This window comes from Undibacterium sp. TC4M20W (assembly GCF_049340245.1).
Classification (GTDB): domain Bacteria; phylum Pseudomonadota; class Gammaproteobacteria; order Burkholderiales; family Burkholderiaceae_D; genus Undibacterium.
On record NZ_JBMPPI010000003.1, the window covers coordinates 40205 to 57534 of the forward strand.

General features: G+C 50.2%; 13 protein-coding genes. 10 read left to right on the forward strand and 3 right to left on the reverse strand.

The window, feature by feature from the left end; all coding sequences use genetic code 11:
• Positions 1–49 precede the first annotated feature (49 nt).
• From ACO0LL_RS04670 to ACO0LL_RS04680, 3 genes are all read left to right on the forward strand, one after another.
• On the forward strand, positions 50–1480 hold the full coding sequence (locus ACO0LL_RS04670) for an aldehyde dehydrogenase family protein (RefSeq protein WP_422949727.1): 1431 nt from the start codon (positions 50–52) through the stop codon (positions 1478–1480).
• Positions 1481–1715: 235 nt separating this feature from the next.
• Positions 1716–2081: a hypothetical protein gene (locus tag ACO0LL_RS04675; protein WP_422949728.1), complete on the forward strand. Its 366-nt coding sequence runs from the start codon at positions 1716–1718 to the stop codon at positions 2079–2081.
• 116 nt (positions 2082–2197) lie between these two features.
• Positions 2198–3112 (forward strand): hypothetical protein, encoded by a 915-nt coding sequence (locus ACO0LL_RS04680; RefSeq protein ID WP_422949729.1) that lies wholly within the window; start codon positions 2198–2200, stop codon positions 3110–3112.
• A gap of 24 nt (positions 3113–3136) precedes the next feature.
• On the opposite strand, the gene ACO0LL_RS04685 is transcribed toward ACO0LL_RS04680, so the two are convergent.
• Positions 3137–3793 (reverse strand): TetR/AcrR family transcriptional regulator, encoded by a 657-nt coding sequence (locus tag ACO0LL_RS04685; RefSeq protein ID WP_422949730.1) that lies wholly within the window; start codon positions 3791–3793, stop codon positions 3137–3139.
• A 142-nt stretch (positions 3794–3935) separates the two neighbouring features.
• On the opposite strand from ACO0LL_RS04685, the gene ACO0LL_RS04690 reads away from it, so the two are divergent.
• Positions 3936–5078: an acyl-CoA dehydrogenase family protein gene (locus ACO0LL_RS04690; RefSeq protein WP_422949731.1), complete on the forward strand. Its 1143-nt coding sequence runs from the start codon at positions 3936–3938 to the stop codon at positions 5076–5078.
• 24 nt (positions 5079–5102) lie between these two features.
• Positions 5103–6254 (forward strand): CaiB/BaiF CoA transferase family protein, encoded by a 1152-nt coding sequence (locus ACO0LL_RS04695; protein WP_422949732.1) that lies wholly within the window; start codon positions 5103–5105, stop codon positions 6252–6254.
• A 5-nt stretch (positions 6255–6259) separates the two neighbouring features.
• On the opposite strand, the gene ACO0LL_RS04700 is transcribed toward ACO0LL_RS04695, so the two are convergent.
• Positions 6260–10156, reverse strand: a complete 3897-nt coding sequence (locus ACO0LL_RS04700; RefSeq protein WP_422949733.1) for an ATP-binding protein — start codon at positions 10154–10156, stop codon at positions 6260–6262.
• A gap of 286 nt (positions 10157–10442) precedes the next feature.
• On the opposite strand from ACO0LL_RS04700, the gene ACO0LL_RS04705 reads away from it, so the two are divergent.
• The 5 genes from ACO0LL_RS04705 to ACO0LL_RS04725 all read left to right on the forward strand — a co-directional run bounded on the left by ACO0LL_RS04705 (position 10443) and on the right by ACO0LL_RS04725 (position 16698).
• Positions 10443–13715, forward strand: coding sequence for an amidohydrolase family protein (locus ACO0LL_RS04705; protein ID WP_422949734.1), 3273 nt, complete (start codon positions 10443–10445; stop codon positions 13713–13715).
• A gap of 250 nt (positions 13716–13965) precedes the next feature.
• Positions 13966–15159: an aromatic amino acid transaminase gene (locus tag ACO0LL_RS04710; protein WP_422949735.1), complete on the forward strand. Its 1194-nt coding sequence runs from the start codon at positions 13966–13968 to the stop codon at positions 15157–15159.
• Between the two features lie 59 nt (positions 15160–15218).
• Positions 15219–15695 carry a hypothetical protein gene (locus ACO0LL_RS04715; RefSeq protein WP_422949736.1) on the forward strand — a complete coding sequence of 159 codons (477 nt, stop codon included), beginning with the start codon at positions 15219–15221 and terminating at the stop codon, positions 15693–15695.
• Between the two features lie 124 nt (positions 15696–15819).
• Complete coding sequence (locus ACO0LL_RS04720) at positions 15820–16335, forward strand: hypothetical protein (RefSeq protein WP_422949737.1); 516 nt, start codon at positions 15820–15822, stop codon at positions 16333–16335.
• A 15-nt stretch (positions 16336–16350) separates the two neighbouring features.
• Positions 16351–16698 carry a hypothetical protein gene (locus ACO0LL_RS04725; protein WP_422949738.1) on the forward strand — a complete coding sequence of 116 codons (348 nt, stop codon included), beginning with the start codon at positions 16351–16353 and terminating at the stop codon, positions 16696–16698.
• 31 nt (positions 16699–16729) lie between these two features.
• Here ACO0LL_RS04725 and ACO0LL_RS04730 read toward each other — a convergent pair whose 3' ends face one another.
• Positions 16730–17281, reverse strand: a complete 552-nt coding sequence (locus ACO0LL_RS04730) for a redoxin domain-containing protein (protein ID WP_422949739.1) — start codon at positions 17279–17281, stop codon at positions 16730–16732.
• Positions 17282–17330 lie beyond the last annotated feature (49 nt).

Sequence of the window (17330 nt, forward strand, 5' to 3'; positions counted from 1 at the left end):
TTGAAAAGCAAGACTGAACAACAAGATTGAAAAATAAGGAAGAATAAAAATGAAACAACTGTATATCAATGGTAGCTGGCATGATGGCGCAAACGTGACTGTCACACACAGCCCCTCTGATTTGAGTGAAGTCGTGGGCGAATACGCCAGTGCAGGTAATGAACAGGTAGAACTGGCAATTGCCGCTGCGCGTGATGCTGCAGAAGGCTGGCGTAATTCTGGCGTGCAGCAAAGGGCAGATGCGCTTGATAAGATAGGCACAGAAATCAATGAACGCAAAGCTGAACTCGGCAGTTTGCTGGCACGCGAAGAAGGCAAGACCCTGCCAGAAGCGATAGGCGAGGTTGGTCGTGCAGCAGCCATCTTTAAATTCTTTGCACAGGAAGCCTTGCGCATACGCGGCGACAAACTGGCTTCAGTACGCCCGGGCGTGGATGTTGATGTCACCCGCGAACCGGTAGGCGTCGTCGGCATTATCGCGCCCTGGAATTTTCCTATGGCTATTCCTGCCTGGAAAGCTGCACCGGCGCTGGCCTATGGCAATACCGTGATCTTGAAACCGGCGGAGCTGGTGCCAGGCTGCTCCTGGGCCATGGCCGAGATCATCAGCCGTTCCGGTTTGCCTGCAGGCGTATTCAATCTCTTGTCCGGCCCTGGCCGTATTGTTGGTGAAGCTTTAAGCAAAGACAGCAGGGTGGATGCCATCAGCTTTACCGGTTCCGTTGGCACCGGCAGCCGGGTGCTGGCTGCTTGCGCCGCACGCCGCGCCAAGGTACAACTGGAAATGGGTGGCAAGAACCCGCTGGTGATATTGGCAGATGCTGACCTCGATGTGGCTGTCAATGCTGCAATTCAGGGCTCTTATTTTTCTACTGGTCAGCGCTGCACAGCTTCATCACGCCTCATCGTCGAAGAGAAAATCTACCCGGCATTTGTCGCCGCGATGATCGATAAATTGAAGAGCCTGAAAGTAGGGCATGCCTTGCAGGCAGGTATAGATATAGGCCCGGTAGTCGATAAGTCTCAGCTGGAACAGGACTTGCGCTATATACAGATCGCCAAAGATGAAGGTGCCAAACTGGCCTTTGGTGGTGAGCGCCTGTCACGCGACACCGATGGCTACTTCCTTAATCCAGCCCTGTTCGTTGATTGCGACCCTGCCATGCAACATACCAGGGAAGAGATTTTTGGCCCGGTAGCATCCGTCATTCCCGCCAAAAATTATGAGCATGCGCTGCAACTGGCAAACGATACTGAATTTGGCCTGACAGCAGGGATTTGCACGACTTCATTGAAATACGCCACTCATTTCAAGCGTCATGCCCGTGCAGGCATGGTCATGGTCAACCTGCCTACCGCTGGGGTCGATTACCATGTTCCATTTGGTGGCAGCAAGGCGTCCAGCTATGGTGCCCGTGAACAGGGTAGTGCTGCCGTGGAATTCTTTACTACGATGAAGACCAGTTATACCGGTAGCTGATCTTTTATCGCTCTATAGCAGGCAAAAAAGCAGCTAACGGCTGCTTTTTTGCTTTTCGTGTCTATTTTTGCCTGTTTTTGTCCCATTCCTCCCTCCCTATCACTGTTCAAGCCGTGATTTGCGCATTCTGTCGCAAGCCCATGGAAGCGCCAGGTGTTCTTTTATAAGATGCTTACATCGAATCACAGAACACAAGAAATCATCAAATTCACACTTGAGCTAAAGGGAGCCTATCATGACATCTAATATCACATCACGCATTGCCTCAAACAAAGGTATCGCCATCGTCCTCCTGTCCATCCTGGTTTTTGCCATGATAATCATGTCGTCCTCTCATGGCGTCGATGTGCAGATTGATGGCGACGACATCGATGGCGTGGGTGGATTCTTTGGCGTCTTGTTCGGTTGCGGCATTACTGTAGTGGCGGTGGTGTTTGCGCTTGGCCTGACGGGCATGGTACTGGCAGGCGTGGCAATATTGTTGTGCGTGATTTTCGCTGTAGTACTGGGTTCGCTGGCATTGGCAATGCTGCCCTTGCTTTTCCCTGTCTTGCTGGTGGTCGGCCTGGTTGCCCTGTTTTCACGTCGTAAAACTGCTTGAACCGAATTCTGGATATGCATAGATTACGGAGTCAATAAATGTACATGCTTGACATTGTTAATCCCGTCAAGCCAGGCAAATTCAGGAAGTGTTTCACTTCCTTTTTGCTTTTGGGCTTGAGCTTACTCATCTCAGCCTGTGCCACAGGCACTAGATTGACACCTGCGCAAGTAGAATTGTCAGGTGACGGCGGTGAAGTGAATATATTGTGGAGTGCCATACCACGCCCGGCACCATTGCCACCCCTGGATCATGCCGCCTTGTTGCTACCGGTACACTTTGGCAGCAGCGAGGAAAAAATATTTTACATGCAGCTTGATCTTGGTCACGCATCGACTGTTTTTTATTCCAATAAATGGAAGGCGATTGCCGAGAAATATCAGTTCGTGAATTCTGGCGACAAGCTTGCCGCAGTTAATTTTAAACTCGGTGATATGCAGGTGCTTGCAAAAAATATTTCCATCATGCAGCGCGAAGGCGCAGGTCTTGACTGGAGCAAGGACAGTATAGAAGTAATCGGCACCATAGGTGCAGATTTGATTGATGGCAGAGTAGTAGTGCTGGACTTCAAGAAAGATATAATCCAATTTTCCCGCGAACGTGAAGGCTTGCATTTGGCAAGTAGTAAATTCCAGCCCTTCAGTTTTTCTGGCCGCAGGATAGTCATGCCAGTTACTTTTGACGGTGAAGAGAAAACGGTGATGTATGACAGCGGTTCCAGCGCTTTGTCCTGGATTAGTAATGAAAAAACTTTCCAGCGACTGGCAAAGCAGGATGCCAAGCCGGTGGTTTATGCTATTCGCCCCTGGGACAAGATATTGACTGCGCATACGGTAGAAACCAGCGCAGAGGCAATAGTAGGGGGCATCAAGCTGCCAGTGAAAGAGATCAGTTATGTCCAGGATATGGGCTTCTTGCAGGAGCTTGCAATCAGCAGTCTTGGCGCAGGAGGCATGGTCGGGAATAAGCTTTTTCTGGGTAAAAAGCTGATTATTGATACCCGTAAACTGGAAATAGCTCTGGAAGAGTAAGCCCTTGTGTTGCCCCTTACCCTGTCATTCAGATTTGGTGCGCAAGATGAACTGCAGCGCCTGTTCAGCCAGCTCATCTATGCTGATACCAGAACCGCGTCTATACCATTGTGCTGTCCAGTTCAGCGTGCCAAACATCAGCAACTTGTCTATGCGCGTGGGCATGGCCCAATCTCCTGATGCATGCAAGTCTGTGATAACTTTTTCCCACGCAGCTTCATACTTATCCTTAAGAGCAATGATACGTGCGCGTGCCGGTTTGTCGAGTGCGCGCCATTCATACAGAAGTACTGCAATAAAATCATGCTCCGGAGCCAGCAAGGTATTCAGATGAACCTTGACCAAATGCTGAAACGCCAGCCGCGGCGGCAAATCTGCCAAAGCCAGCTTTTCTATTTCTTCCAGCGATTTTTGCATGCCTTGTTCCATCACGGCGACCAGGATGTCTTGTTTGGTCTTGAAGTGATAAAACCAACTGCCAGACTGTATTCCCACTGCAGCAGCAATATCACGCACAGTGGTGTTGTCGTAACCCTTTGTCCTGAACAGCTGTGCTGATTTCCTGATCAAATCCTGGCGTATGCTTTCTGAGCCATCCAGCACTGGGCGACCGCGTTTCTTTGCAGTTTGTGTCCCTGGCAATGCTCGCCCTGTCGTGTCTGTAATGATTTCTTTGGGCATTGCTATTGGGGATAGTCTTCTAAAAAATGGGATGGCGTGCTTTTCTGATAGCTCTTGATGGTAACCTTAAATAAAGCTGCCATCAATCAGGCCAATAAAAATCAGGCACAAAAGCCTGAGTTCATTACATAGGAGACACAGTATGCAAATCAAACCACGCTGGATGACACCTGAGCTGGAAACTTTTCGCGATGCAGTACGCCGCTTTGTCGCTGCCGAAGTAACCCCGCATCAGGAGCATTGGAAAAAACAGCAACATGTAGATCGTGATGTCTGGGACAAGGGCGGTGCCATGGGCATCTTGCTGGCTGACATACCAGAAGAATATGGTGGCTCTGGTGGCAGTTTTGCCCATCAATCCATTGTTTTTGAAGAACTGACTTATGCCGGTGACATGGCCTTTGGCATCCATGTGCATGCTATTGTCGCGCACTATATCTTGAATCAGGGGACAGAAGAGCAAAAGCAAAAATACCTGCCCAAGCTGGCCTCTGGTGAAATGATCGCTGCTATCGCCATGTCTGAACCTGGTGCCGGGTCTGACCTCAAAGGCATACGCACCACAGCGAGGCGTGATGGTGACAGCTATGTCATTAATGGTTCCAAGACTTTTATCTCCAATGGCTATATGGCCGACCTGGTAGTGGTCGTGACCAAGACTGACCCCGAGGCTGGTGCCAAGGGAGTATCACTGATCATGGTAGAAACCAGAGACTGCCGCGGTTACCGGGTAGGGCGCATACTGGAAAAAATAGGGCAAAAAGGCCAGGATACTTGTGAATTGTTCTTTGACGATGTGCGTGTGCCGTTGGACAGAGTACTTGGTGGTGTCGAAGGCAAGGGTTTTACCCAGTTGATGACTGAGCTGCCTTATGAACGCACCATACTCGGCGTCTCTGGCGTCGCGGCTATAGAGCGCGCACTGGATCTGACGATCACGCATACACGTGAGCGCAAGGCCTTTGGCCAGGCCCTGATAGAGATGCAAAATACCCGCTTTGTATTGGCGGAGATCAAGACCGAGGCAACAATTGCCCGTACCTTCATCGACCGCTGTATAGTCGATATGATGGAAGGGCGCATGGATACCGAGCTGGCATCAATGGCCAAATACTGGATATCTGATTTGCAGTGCAAGGTCATCGATCAGTGTCTGCAATTATTTGGCGGTTATGGCTATATGCTGGAATATCCTATAGCGCAAATGTATGTCGATGCGCGGGTACAGCGCATTTATGGTGGTGCCAATGAAATCATGAAAGAAATCATTTCCCGTAATTTATAAACGAGAAAAAGCGGAGAGCGAAACATGGCTGGACCTTTACAAGGCATACGTGTCATAGAAATGGTGGGCTTAGGCCCATGCCCTTTTGCCGCAATGATGCTGGCTGACATGGGGGCAGAAGTCATACGCATAGACCGCAAGCTGGCTCCGGGTGCGAATAATCCTTTCCCCATGCTGGGCACCAAATATGATGTCATGGCCAGAGGGCGGCGCTCGCTGGCGCTGGACTTGAAGCAAACGGAGGCCAAAGCCGTCTTGCTGGATCTGGTAGCGAGTGCCGATATCCTGCTGGAGGGTTTCCGGCCAGGTGTTATGGAAAGACTGGGCCTGGGGCCGGAAGTCTGCCTGCAACGCAATCCACGTCTGGTATATGGCCGTATTACTGGCTGGGGCCAGGATGGTCCGCTGGCACAGGCGGCAGGGCATGACCTGAATTACATCGCCCTCAGCGGCATGTTGCATGCCATGGGGCGGGCAGATACCCCACCTGCACCGCCCTTGAATCTGGTCGGCGACTTTGGCGGCGGTGCAATGATGCTGGCTTTTGGTGTGGTCTGTGCGGCGCTGGAAGCACGCAGCTCTGGCAAGGGACAGGTGGTGGATGCAGCCATGGTCGATGGTTCAGCCTTGTTGGGCGCGATGATTTATGGCTTCCGTGCTTTTGGTGCATGGTCAGACCAGCGTGAAGCAAATATGCTGGATGGAGGCGCGCATTTTTATGATACCTATACCTGCGCCGACGGTAAATTCATTTCCATAGGCGCAATAGAGCCGCAGTTTTATGCTTTGTTGCTGGAACGTGCAGCTATCACTGACCCTGCATTCACTGCGCAAATGGATAGCCAGAAATGGCCAGAACTGAAAGAAAAATGTACAGCGCTGTTCAAAACTAAAACCCGCCAGCAATGGTGTGAATTAATGGAAGGAACAGATATCTGTTTCGCCCCGGTACTCGATATGGCAGAAGCGCCTGAACATCCGCACAATCAGGCCAGGGCCAATTTTACTGATATTGAAGGCATAGTCCAACCAGCACCTGCGCCACGTTTCAGCAGGACTGCGCCAGAAATCAGCATGCCGCCGGCAGCACCAGGCCAGCATAGTGCTGAGATTTTGCACGACTGGGGGATGAGTGAAGAGCGTATCGCTGCTTTAAAAGAAAATAAGGTAATTTGAGGCTGCTACTGTTGCTCTATGAGTTTTGCTGCAGCTTCAAATTCAAACTGATGCATGAAATGCCTGAGTTGTATCATGGCATCCTGGTTGAACTGAGTGGCAATGGCAGTTTCGTTTTCTTCAAACAGACTTTGTGCATCCGCATCCGAGGCTGCGAGCAGTGCGCGTAGTTCATCCACAATATTCTTTGCCTCGGCTTCATCGACGATGACTTCTTCATGCTGAGGCAAAATTCCTGGCAATACTATTTTCAACTCATCCAGCACCGCATTGAGCGACTGGGTAAGTGGCTCCAGGGTATTCAATATAAACTCCCTGTCTTCTTCCTTGCTGAGTTTGTATTCCAGTTCTGCCGCTATTTTTTGCAGTTTCGTCGCGCCTATACTGCCTGCCAGGCCTTTGAGGGTATGGCTGAGCCTTTCTGCATTACCGTACTCACCAATTTGTATGAACCTGTTTAAATCATGCAGAGTATCTGCCTGGCTTTGTTCAAATCTATGCAACATATTGATATAAAACTCGTGACGCCCACCCATGTAATGCAGGCCGAGGCTGGTATCGAGTTCATTGAATTGCGGGAATCCCGCATCTTCATCATCAAACACGGTGCTGGTGATCAGGCTGCCGGGCACCGGTAGTTCATGTTCGGTATCCATCCAGTGTGAGACTATGCTGAACAAGGCGTCCGGTTGTATAGGCTTGGTCAGATAATCCTGCATGCCTTCACGCATGCAGCGCTCGCGAATGTCACCGACTGCATGCGCAGTCAGGGCGATGATGGGCGTGTCATCCAGACGGGCATCTAATCTGATTTTTGCAGCAGCTTCATGACCATCCATGATGGGCATTTGCAGATCCATGAATATCATGGCGTAATACGCCGGTTCGTTTGCCATGATGAGGCGTACTGCCTCTTCACCATTGTCGGCAACATCAGCGGTAATGCCTACCATGCTCAGCAATTCGATGGCAATTTGCTGATTGACGGGGTTATCTTCCGCCAGCAAGACACGACGGCCCGCATGGTTTTGTGCTGCAATATTGGCGCTATGGGTCACACGTGATTCTGCATGGGAGTCTGATTCACCATTCAGGCTGAAGTCTATTTCCAGCGGCAAGGTGAAGGCAAATGTCGATCCATGATTTTCCTGACTGTAGACAGCAATCTGCCCCCCCATTAATTCCACCAGACGACGTGATATGGATAAGCCCAGGCCCGTTCCCCCATATTTGCGGGTAGTCGAGCCATCTGCCTGGGTAAATGGCTGGAACAGGCTTTGTTGCTGCTCGGCGGACATGCCTATGCCCGTATCTCTTACTGAAAATGTCAGATCAGTTGTTTCAGAAGGGGTGGGCAATCTTTTGACACTGACTTCAATTTCGCCGCCGCTGGGAGTGAATTTGACAGCATTATTGACCAGATTGGTCAGTATCTGGCCCAGCCTCAGCGGGTCGCCGCGCAAACGTGAAGGTACTTCTTCAGAAATTCGCACAATATAGGCGATCTGTTTTTCTATGGCTTTCTGGCTGGTCAGGGTCGATACGCTATTGAGCACATCCTTGATGGAAAATGGAATTTTCTCCACATCCAGCATACCCGCTTCTATCTTGGAAAAATCCAGTATGTCATTGATGATGCCCAACAACGATTCGCCGGCATGATGGATCTTGCTGACATAGTCATATTGTTTGGGGGTGAGCCTGGTTTGCAGGGCAAGATGCGCCAGGCCTATGACTGCATTCATCGGCGTGCGGATTTCATGGCTCATATTGGCCAGGAACTCACTTTTCAATTTGGTGGCATCTTCTGCTTTTTTGCGTGCCTGTCTTTCTGTGATACTTGCCTCTTCGAGTTGTTGCTGAGTCTGACGCAATTCGCGATAGGCATTGGCATTATCCAGCGCAATCGCGCCATAAGAACACAGGCTACGAAAGATCAGGCATTCTCTTTCACCATAGGCATATTCACGCGGTGTTTGTATGCTCATCACACCCAATATGCGTTCACCTATGCTCAGCGGTGCAAATAGCAGACTCAATGTTCCCAGCGTATTTGGCACCACGGGAAAATCATTGTCTGGCAGCAGTTCAAGCTTGACTTCCCGTCTCTCACGCACACAGCGTGCACTTGACGCACGTGTATCTGTCAATGCGACTTCATGGTAAGGGTGGGGCATATTTTCTTCTATGCCAAATGCCTGTGTCAGCGTCTGCCCATCTGCTGACAGCATGTAGATAATGAAGGTTGTCGCGTCCAGCAAATCCTTAAGATGATAATGTATGGCTTCAAATACTGCTTCGGGATCAAGGTTGGATGTGATTTCCTGACCTATTCTGCCCAGTCGTTCAAGCGTGGTTCCCGCTTCCTGCAAGGTGGCAGCGCGACGGGCTTCAGAAACAGCAATCAATCTTTGTTGTTCTGCTTCTGCCCTGATCAATTCAGTTTCATGCCTGACCTGCGCCATGGCAGTACGGTTATTTGCCTGTTTTTTGCTTTCCCGCTGTTCTGCGGCTATGGCCAACCGTGCATAAAGTAAAGCTTTGTTGCTGTCTCCTGCATCAGCCCATGCATCGCTCAAGGCCATCAGTAATTCTGTGCTGGCTTGCCAGCCCTCTGTCAATTCACCCGCCCGCAAAGATTCTTCAAGATAGTGGATGATGGCATTCGGAGCATCCATTGTTTCTGGGCTGCTAATAACGTGACGGGCATGTATTTCAGCGAGGGTCTGATTAAGAGTGACGCCCAGGGCGGTGAACTGGTGCTGGACTATGAAGGATTTTGCCTCGGCGATGGTGGCTAATGCAGCATCAGCCTGGTTTGAGGCGGACAATGCCCGGGCATAGCGTATCAAGGCTTGCGGTAAATCGTCCATGGATTGAGCCGCCCGGAATAGCAGGATTGCCTCGTTAAAACAAGCCAGGGCTCTATTGGTTTCGCCCTGAATGAGCAGACATTCTGCTAATTCCGCATGGGCTATGGCCTTGTTAATTCCGCCGGGCGTTTTTGAGAAGCTATTCAAGGCCTCTTCAAGTATTTTCTGACTACGTTCGTATTGACCCAGTTGTCTTAGCAAACTACCCAAATGCGCCATGGCATTGCCTATCAATGCAGGCCATTCTGTTTTACGGGCACGCTCCACAGCCCAGTCGAAGACGCCGGCTGCGCCTTCCAGGTCACCGACAGTCTGCATGGATTCACCAGAGTTGCCGGCAGAGACAATCGCCAGCCTGACCATGCCAGTCTGCCGGGCCAGTTCGCTGGACTGCAGATAATAAACCGATGCCCTGGCCGGTTCACGACGGCCATGAATCACCCCATAGGCTGCTGCCATATGGGCCGCAACTGCAGGATGATCGCGGTGCAGATATTGTTCGTCAAAATCGGCATGGCGGCGCGAGGCTGCCAGCGGATCATAAAATGCCAGTTCATAGATAACCCAGGATTCAGCAATTGCTACCCTGAGCGTGTCATTTGCCTTGAAATACCATGTCTTTGCTGCTGCGCATGAGCGGGATTCTCTGCCTGCGTCACCTTGTTCCAATGCGAGGCTGGCGCTGGTCAGGCTGGCATCACCCAGCCCGATGGTATCGCCGAGTTCATTGAATATGGTGATGGCTTGTGCCAGCAATTGCTCGGCAACGGTCAGGTCACAAAATAATGCTGCGATTTCAGCTTCAATCAGGCAAAGCCGTGCATGAAATTGATTTTTGAGTTTATCGGAGATATTTGCGTCTGCAAGATCGGCTTTGACTGCGATCACCAACTCGCTTGCGCTTTGACTATCCCTTTGCCGCAGATACCAGGCTAACGTCAGTTGACTGATCAATTTTTCCAAACCTTGCGCTGAAGCCAGCCCGTTGGCAAGCTGAGTCACTTCCTCTTCAGTGGCAAATAGATTCATGGTCGCAGGCGATATAGAATTGATCAAATAATACCTTATGACAAGCTGCTTGACGGATTAAGAAGCGCTCTTTGTTGCAAACTCGACAGGGACTAAACAGAGACGCTGTTTAGCCAGCTACAAAACAGGAACTTTTCAGCGGTCTATGAATCTGATTCCACTAGCTTGATATTCTATTGATATATTATCGCAATCACATCGATATTGATGAATGCGAGAGGATGCAGATAAATCCAGGCTAAGTCTGAAATCTGACAAATTAAATAATAAACCAAAGGGAAAATTTATGCGTGTGTCAAAACTGTTGCCGCTGGCTTGGGCTGTCGTGCTGTGCTTGCCTGCGCTGGCCGCCGAGCCAGCCACCAAGCCAGATGCAGAAAAAAAGAAATGGGATGTCAATCATCCACCAGGTGAAAGCAAAACAGTCAATATTGACACTCGCACTGGTACCTGGATGAGCGTAGACGTTAGCCCGGATGGCAAACAACTCGTATTTGACCTGCTCGGCGATTTATATACGCTACCCATCGCTGGCGGTGAAGCCAAGGCCTTGACGCACTCGATTGCCTGGGAAATGCAGGCGCGCTTTTCACCGGATGGCAAACAGATTGCCTATATGTCTGATGCGGGTGGTGGCGACAATGTCTGGGTTATGAATGTCGATGGCAGCAATGCGCATGCAGTCAGCAAGGAAGACTTCCGCCTCTTGAATAATCCCGTCTGGCACCCGAATGGTCAGTACATCGCCGCACGCAAGCACTATACCGGTACCCGTTCACTGGGTTCTGGTGAAATCTGGCTGTATCATCAAAGTGGTGGCACGGGCGTGCAATTGAATGAAAAGCCAAACTGGCAAAAAGACCTGGGAGAGCCGGCGTTTTCGCCAGATGGCCGTTATGTCTATTATTCGCAAGACACAACGCCGGGTACGTCCTTTGAATACAATAAAAATTCCAATGGGCAGATTTACCAGATTTTCCGCCGCGACCTGCAAGATGGTAAGGTCAAGGCGCTCGTCAGTGGCCCCGGTGGTGCAGTCCGCCCGGTGCCTTCGCCGGATGGCAAGTACCTGGCCTTTGTGCGCCGCATTCGCAACCAGTCGGCTTTGTTCCTGAAAAATCTACAGACGGGCGAAGAAACAGCAGCCTGGCCAGAGCTGGAGCGTGATATGCAAGAAGCCTGGGCTATTCAAGGTGTGTATCCAGCCTTTGCCTGGATGCCAGGTAGCAAAGAAATTGTGGTCTGGGCCAAGGGTAAGCTCTGGCGTCTTGATCCGTTCAGCCACAAGGCAGTCGAAATTCCTTTTCATGTGAAAGATACCCGGGAAGTGCGCAGTGCCTTGCGCTTCCCGCAAGAGGTCGCGCCTGATCAGTTCGATGTTCATCAGCTGCGCTGGGTAAATGTCGCACCGCAGGGGGATAAAGTTGTTTACTCGGCGCTGGGGCATATCTATGTCAAGGACCTGCCAAATGGCACGCCACGCCGCCTGACCACGCAAAACACACATTTTGAATTCTTCCCCAGCTTTTCACGCGATGGAAAGTCGGTCGTATTCAGTAGCTGGAATGATGAAAAGCTCGGCGCAGTCAGAACTGTGGAGCTTGCCAGCGGCAAGGAAACCATAGTGACCAAGGCCCCGGGTAAATACCTGCAGGCGCGTTTTTCACCTGATGGCAAGCAAGTTGCCTATGTCAAAGCCAAGGGTGGTTACCTGACTACGCCCTGGTATGGCATGGAAACCGGCGTATTCCTGGCGAATGCAGACGGTAAAACCGAGCCGCGCCTGTTGACGGAAGAGGGTGGTGCACCGCAATTTGGCAAAGATGGGCAGGCAGTGTATGTCACCCGTACACAATATACTGGTGAAGTCGATTGGACTACTTCACTGGTACGCGTACCTCTGGATGGCAAGCCCGAGCAGCCAGTTGCAAAAAGTGAATTTGCCGGTGAATTTGCGATTTCGCCAGATGGTGAATGGCTGGCTTTTGGCGAACGCTACCATGCTTATGTGACGCCATTGCCGCTGGCTGGCAAGGCCATCACTATAGGGCAGAAAATGGATGCGCTGCCTGTCAAACAGCTGGACGTCAATGCCGGTCAATACCTGCACTGGTCTGGCGATAGCAAGCGTATCAACTTCTCACTCGGCGATGAATTATTCAGCCGTGAATTGAAAGACGCTTTTGCTTTCGTGCCGGGCGCACCTGCTGAATTGCCTAAACCGGTAGAGCAGGGGCAAAAGATAGGCTTCCGCCAGGCTGCTGACAAACCTAGTGGTTACACAGTTATATCCGGCGCCAGAATCGTCACAATGAAAGGCGAGGAGGTCATAGAAGATGGCCGTATTGTCGTCAAGGATAACCGCATCGTCAGTGTCGGCAAATCTGCTGATGTGGCGATACCTGCAGGTGCAACTCAGATTGATGCCAAGGGCAAAACCATTTTGCCGGGCCTGGTCGATGTGCATTGGCATGGCAGCATGGGTGAGGGCGGCATTATTCCGCAGCAAAGCTGGGTGAATTATGCTTCGCTGGCTTTTGGTGTAACGACCATCCATGATCCATCGAACGACACTGGAGAAATCTTCACGCAAAGTGAATTACAAAGAGCCGGACAAGTACTGGGGCCACGTATTTACTCTACCGGCACTATCCTCTACGGTGCCAAGGGTAATTTTGCCGCCATCGTCAATAATCTTGATGATGCTTTGACGCATTTGAAACGCCTCAAGGCAGCAGGCGCGATTTCAGTCAAGAGCTACAACCAGCCAAGGCGTGAGCAACGCCAGCAAGTGCTGGAGGCTGCACGCCTGACACAAATGATGGTCGTGCCGGAAGGTGGTTCGTTGTTCCAGACTAATATGAGCATGGTAGTCGATGGCCATACTGGTGTTGAACATGCCTTGCCAGTTGAGAAAGTCTATGACGATGTCAAGCAACTGTGGTCGCAAACTCAGGTAGGCTATACCCCGACCCTGGGAGTCGCCTACGGTGGCCTCGATGGCGAGCACTACTGGTATGCACACACCGATGTCTGGAAACATCCTCTGCTGAGTAAATATGTGCCGCGTTCAGTGCTGGAACCACGTAGCGTAAGACGTGAGACTGCACCGGAAGAAGACTTCAATGTCATCAAGGTGGCGCAGACTGCAACCGCATTGCAACGCGCAGGTGTTCCCGTCAATCTGGGTGCACATGGTCAGCGTGAAGGCCTGGCAGCGCACTGGGAATTGTGGACCCTGGTTAAAGGCGGCATGACACCGATGGAGGCGATACGCAGCGGTACCATCAATGGCGCACGTTATCTGGGCATGGATAAGGACATAGGCTCTCTGGAAGTCGGCAAACTTGCAGACTTGATGATTATTGATGGCGATGTCCTCAAGGACATACAACAATCAGACAAACTCAGCCATGTCATGCTGAATGGACGTTTGTATGAATCTGCTACCTTGAATGAAGTGGGTAAAACCAAAAAAGTGCGTAAAGCTTTCTTTTTTGAAGGCAAGAGCGGCGGTGAAATGCCAATCGAGGCCGATGAGCATGCGCACGGCCACTAATGCCTGAATAAGCTACTCAGTGTAATGAAGAATGCAGCTATTGAAAAATAGCTGCATTTTTTACATCTTCTCACAGTCAAGATATACAGTTTCTTATAACGATTAAAGCGGCCTGTATCCTAAGTTGCTGGTGGCATGTGTCACAATAGAGGCTTGACGCATTAGTCTGGTGTATTTTATATTGCTTTAATGATATTAAGTTGCCGGCTTTGCAGCCTTGATTCTATGTCCAACCATCTGGAGTTCTATCATGTTTCAGCACGTCGAAGCCTATCCTGGCGATCCTATCTTGTCCTTGAACGAGGCCTTTGGTAAAGACCCTCGCACCAACAAGATCAATTTGTCTATCGGTATTTATTTTGACGATGCTGGCAAGATTCCCATGCTGCCATCCGTACGTGCAGCAGAACACAAGGTCGTGGCAGATGCTGGTGCCCGTCCTTATCTGCCTATGGAAGGCGCAGCAAATTTCCGCACGGCTGTGCAGGAACTCTTGTTTGGTGCAGATAGTGCGGCAGTCAAAGCTGGCCGTGTCGTCACTATCCAGGCGGTGGGTTCCAGCGGTGGCCTGAAGGTGGGCGGTGATTTCATCAAACGTTATTTCCCGACATCGACCATGCTGGTCAGCGATCCTACCTGGGATAATCACAAGGCAGTATTTGAAGGTTGTGGTCTGACTGTCAAAACCTATCCTTATTATGATGCTGCAACTGGTGGCTTGCGTTTTGATGCCATGATAGAAGCCTTGAAAGCCGCAGAAAAGAAAAGCATCGTCCTGCTGCATGCCTGCTGCCACAACCCTACCGGTGTAGATCTGACGCAAGAGCAGTGGCAACAACTGGTGCCGGTATTGAAAGAGCGTGAACTGATCGCTTTCCTTGACCTGGCTTACCAGGGTTATGGCGACGGTATCGTCGAAGATGCCTATGCCGTGCGCTTGCTGGCTGACCAGGGCTTGAGCTTCTTCGTTGCGAATTCCTTCTCCAAGAGCATGAGCCTGTATGGCGAGCGTTGCGGTGCCCTGAGTGTAGTTTGCCCGGATGCGGCACAGGCAGTGAATGTACTGGGCCAGATGAAGGCAACGATACGCCGCAACTACTCCAACCCACCTCTGCATGGTGGCCAACTGGTAGCCCGCGTATTGAGCGACCCTGAGCTGCGCCCTATGTGGGAAGCAGAAGTCGTCGCCATGCGTGACCGTATCCAGCTCATGCGCCGTAAATTGCATGATGTGCTGACAGCAAAATTGCCGGGCCGTGATTTCAGTTACTTCCTGACTCAACGCGGTATGTTCAGCTACACAGGCTTGACGGCTGAGCAGTGTGATCGCCTGAAAGAAGAGTTCGGTGTTTACCTGGTCCGTTCTGGCCGTATGTGTATTGCCGGTTTGAATACTGGTAATGTTGAAGCGACTGCGAATGCAATCGCGGCTGTTTTAGGCTGATTGTCATTGACCCTGTCCGCACATCTTGCGGGCAGGGACTTTCATCGTTGTGGCTTTATATGAAAAATAGTTACCTGTTGTCTTTGCTGGTGTTTTTGACCGCAAATGCTTCTTCTGCTGAACTGGTTTATAAAACCTATGTGAATAGTCGATATGGTTTTTCGATAGATTACCCAGATTACCTTATTCCTCAAGGCGAAGCTGCCAATGGCGATGGTCAGGTGTTTTTATCAAAAGATGGAGAAGCTGAGTTGCGCGTTTATGCCAGAGCCTGCATAGAAGAATGGGATACGACTCCGGCAGAATTCCTTAAAAAAGCTGAAACAGAAAAAGTAAAAGAAGGCAGGGTCATTTCTTATCGCGCCAAAGGAAAAGGTTTTGCCGTTGTCACCGGCACCAAGGGCAAGCAGATTTATTACGATAAATTACTGACTACTGGTAATTGGTGTACTTTCTTCCAATGGAATTACGCTGTCAGTAACAAAGAAAAATATGATGAGGCAACCAGGCTCATCGCCAACTCTTTTAAGCCCTGATCTTTCTATCTTGAAATAAAAAATCATCAAAAAAAATATCAAAAAAGATAATTCTTGCGATGATAAATTCAACTCCCAATGTTAATATGGCATCTCTGTCATTTTCATTCCATGTGGAGTAGTCATGAAGCCAGCAGTGCAATTATTGTGGTGGATGCGTGTATACCTGCTGGGGCTTTGTATTGCGCTCTCAGGGTGCGCAACCCAACTTGCACCCGCTTATGACAAAACAGTGGTTGAGGGCTTGGCCGCCGTCAATACTGACACCATGATTTTGCTCGCCAGCGTGTCTAACGGCAGCGATAAAAACAGCTTCCCCTCCCGCGTTGATAATTACAATTCATTGATTGGACGTCTGGACGCACTGAGTTTGCAGGCCGGTGCCCGGCCCATGCCAAAAAACAAGGTGACTGATACCATTAATCAATTACTTGATAAACGTGGCAGCCCAGCCATGTCTGGTGATGACAGCACACCACCTAGCGCCTATGCCATCAAAAAAATATCGGAAACCCTGAGTAAAATGCGTGATGTTGATCGTTTGCAAGGCGTGACTGCTTATGAGGCGCGGGCATTCAAGGGGCAGGTCGTGATCTATCTCGATCAGGCAATCACTTATGAAAATTTCTTGCAGCGTTAATCTGGGGGCATAAATATGGCACTTGATATCGATCAACTCGTGGCTGATATGCAAGCCGCAGCTTCTGGTGTTTTGCAGGCTGATGTGACGACCTTGCGCGGATTCACGCAGCAGCAGGTAAAAGCCATAGCTCAGCAGGCAGGACTGGTCAGTACTGGCATATTGACCAAGCAGATTACGCCTGAGACCCAGCAGTTTTTCCTGGATGGGCTGGAGGACATGGCCTTAAGCTTCGCCAAAACCTTGCGGGGTTTGCTGATGGTCACCATAGAAAAAGTCTGGAATGCAGTTGTAGGCGTACTCTGGTCTGCAATTTCCAAGGCGACCAATCTGGTATTGCCTGTACCTGTCATGAATTCTTGATGCTTCTTGGCACATTCCAAAGCCGATTTTTCTAAGACAAACTGCACGAGTCTTCATTGCATCCCATGGCCTGCTTGGGTTTGCCTTCATTCGCGCTGACAAGCTCTTCTGTAGTATCTGTCGCTGCCACCAACTGGCCTAGCATGCTGCCCAGTTTAAGATCATCAATGTGACCAAAGTGATGAAATCTGATGCGCCCCTGCCGGTCTAGGAGCAAGATGCTTGGTGTGCCGCGCAAGCCATATTTCTGCATGCTCAAAGGTATTCCACTGATAGGATCTGGCATGTCAATGGCAATCGGGAAGCGTAAACGGTATTCCTGGATAAAGGCTTTTAAGGCTTCTTTGCCCATCGCATGGTGATGCTCAAACACTGTGTGCAATCCTATCACTACAAGTTCTTGCTGCGAAAATGCATTCTTTACTGCGCTTGCCTGTGGCAAGCCATGTGTGACGCAGGCAGGACATAGCATTTGAAAACTATGCAGAAATATTACCTTGCCGCGTAAAGACTGCAAGCTGATAGTTGTATCAGTGTTGAGCCAATCCGAAGTAATGAGTTCAGGTGCGATGTTATTGATCATGGACATCTCCAATTTCCTTTTTATTTGAATTTATTTGAGCAGGGTGCGG

Excerpts from the sequence above, each read along its gene's own strand:
- ACO0LL_RS04720 (WP_422949737.1), top strand. The coding sequence starts at position 15,820 with ATGAAGCCAGCAGTGCAATTATTGTGGTGGATGCGTGTATACCTGCTG.
- ACO0LL_RS04675 (WP_422949728.1), top strand. The coding sequence starts at position 1,716 with ATGACATCTAATATCACATCACGCATTGCCTCAAACAAAGGTATCGCC.
- ACO0LL_RS04700 (WP_422949733.1), bottom strand. The coding sequence starts at position 10,156 with ATGAATCTATTTGCCACTGAAGAGGAAGTGACTCAGCTTGCCAACGGG.
- ACO0LL_RS04730 (WP_422949739.1), bottom strand. The coding sequence starts at position 17,281 with ATGATCAATAACATCGCACCTGAACTCATTACTTCGGATTGGCTCAAC.
- ACO0LL_RS04685 (WP_422949730.1), bottom strand. The coding sequence starts at position 3,793 with ATGCCCAAAGAAATCATTACAGACACGACAGGGCGAGCATTGCCAGGG.
- ACO0LL_RS04695 (WP_422949732.1), top strand. The coding sequence starts at position 5,103 with ATGGCTGGACCTTTACAAGGCATACGTGTCATAGAAATGGTGGGCTTA.
- ACO0LL_RS04690 (WP_422949731.1), top strand. The coding sequence starts at position 3,936 with ATGCAAATCAAACCACGCTGGATGACACCTGAGCTGGAAACTTTTCGC.
- ACO0LL_RS04725 (WP_422949738.1), top strand. The coding sequence starts at position 16,351 with ATGGCACTTGATATCGATCAACTCGTGGCTGATATGCAAGCCGCAGCT.
- ACO0LL_RS04670 (WP_422949727.1), top strand. The coding sequence starts at position 50 with ATGAAACAACTGTATATCAATGGTAGCTGGCATGATGGCGCAAACGTG.
- ACO0LL_RS04715 (WP_422949736.1), top strand. The coding sequence starts at position 15,219 with ATGAAAAATAGTTACCTGTTGTCTTTGCTGGTGTTTTTGACCGCAAAT.
- ACO0LL_RS04710 (WP_422949735.1), top strand. The coding sequence starts at position 13,966 with ATGTTTCAGCACGTCGAAGCCTATCCTGGCGATCCTATCTTGTCCTTG.
- ACO0LL_RS04705 (WP_422949734.1), top strand. The coding sequence starts at position 10,443 with ATGCGTGTGTCAAAACTGTTGCCGCTGGCTTGGGCTGTCGTGCTGTGC.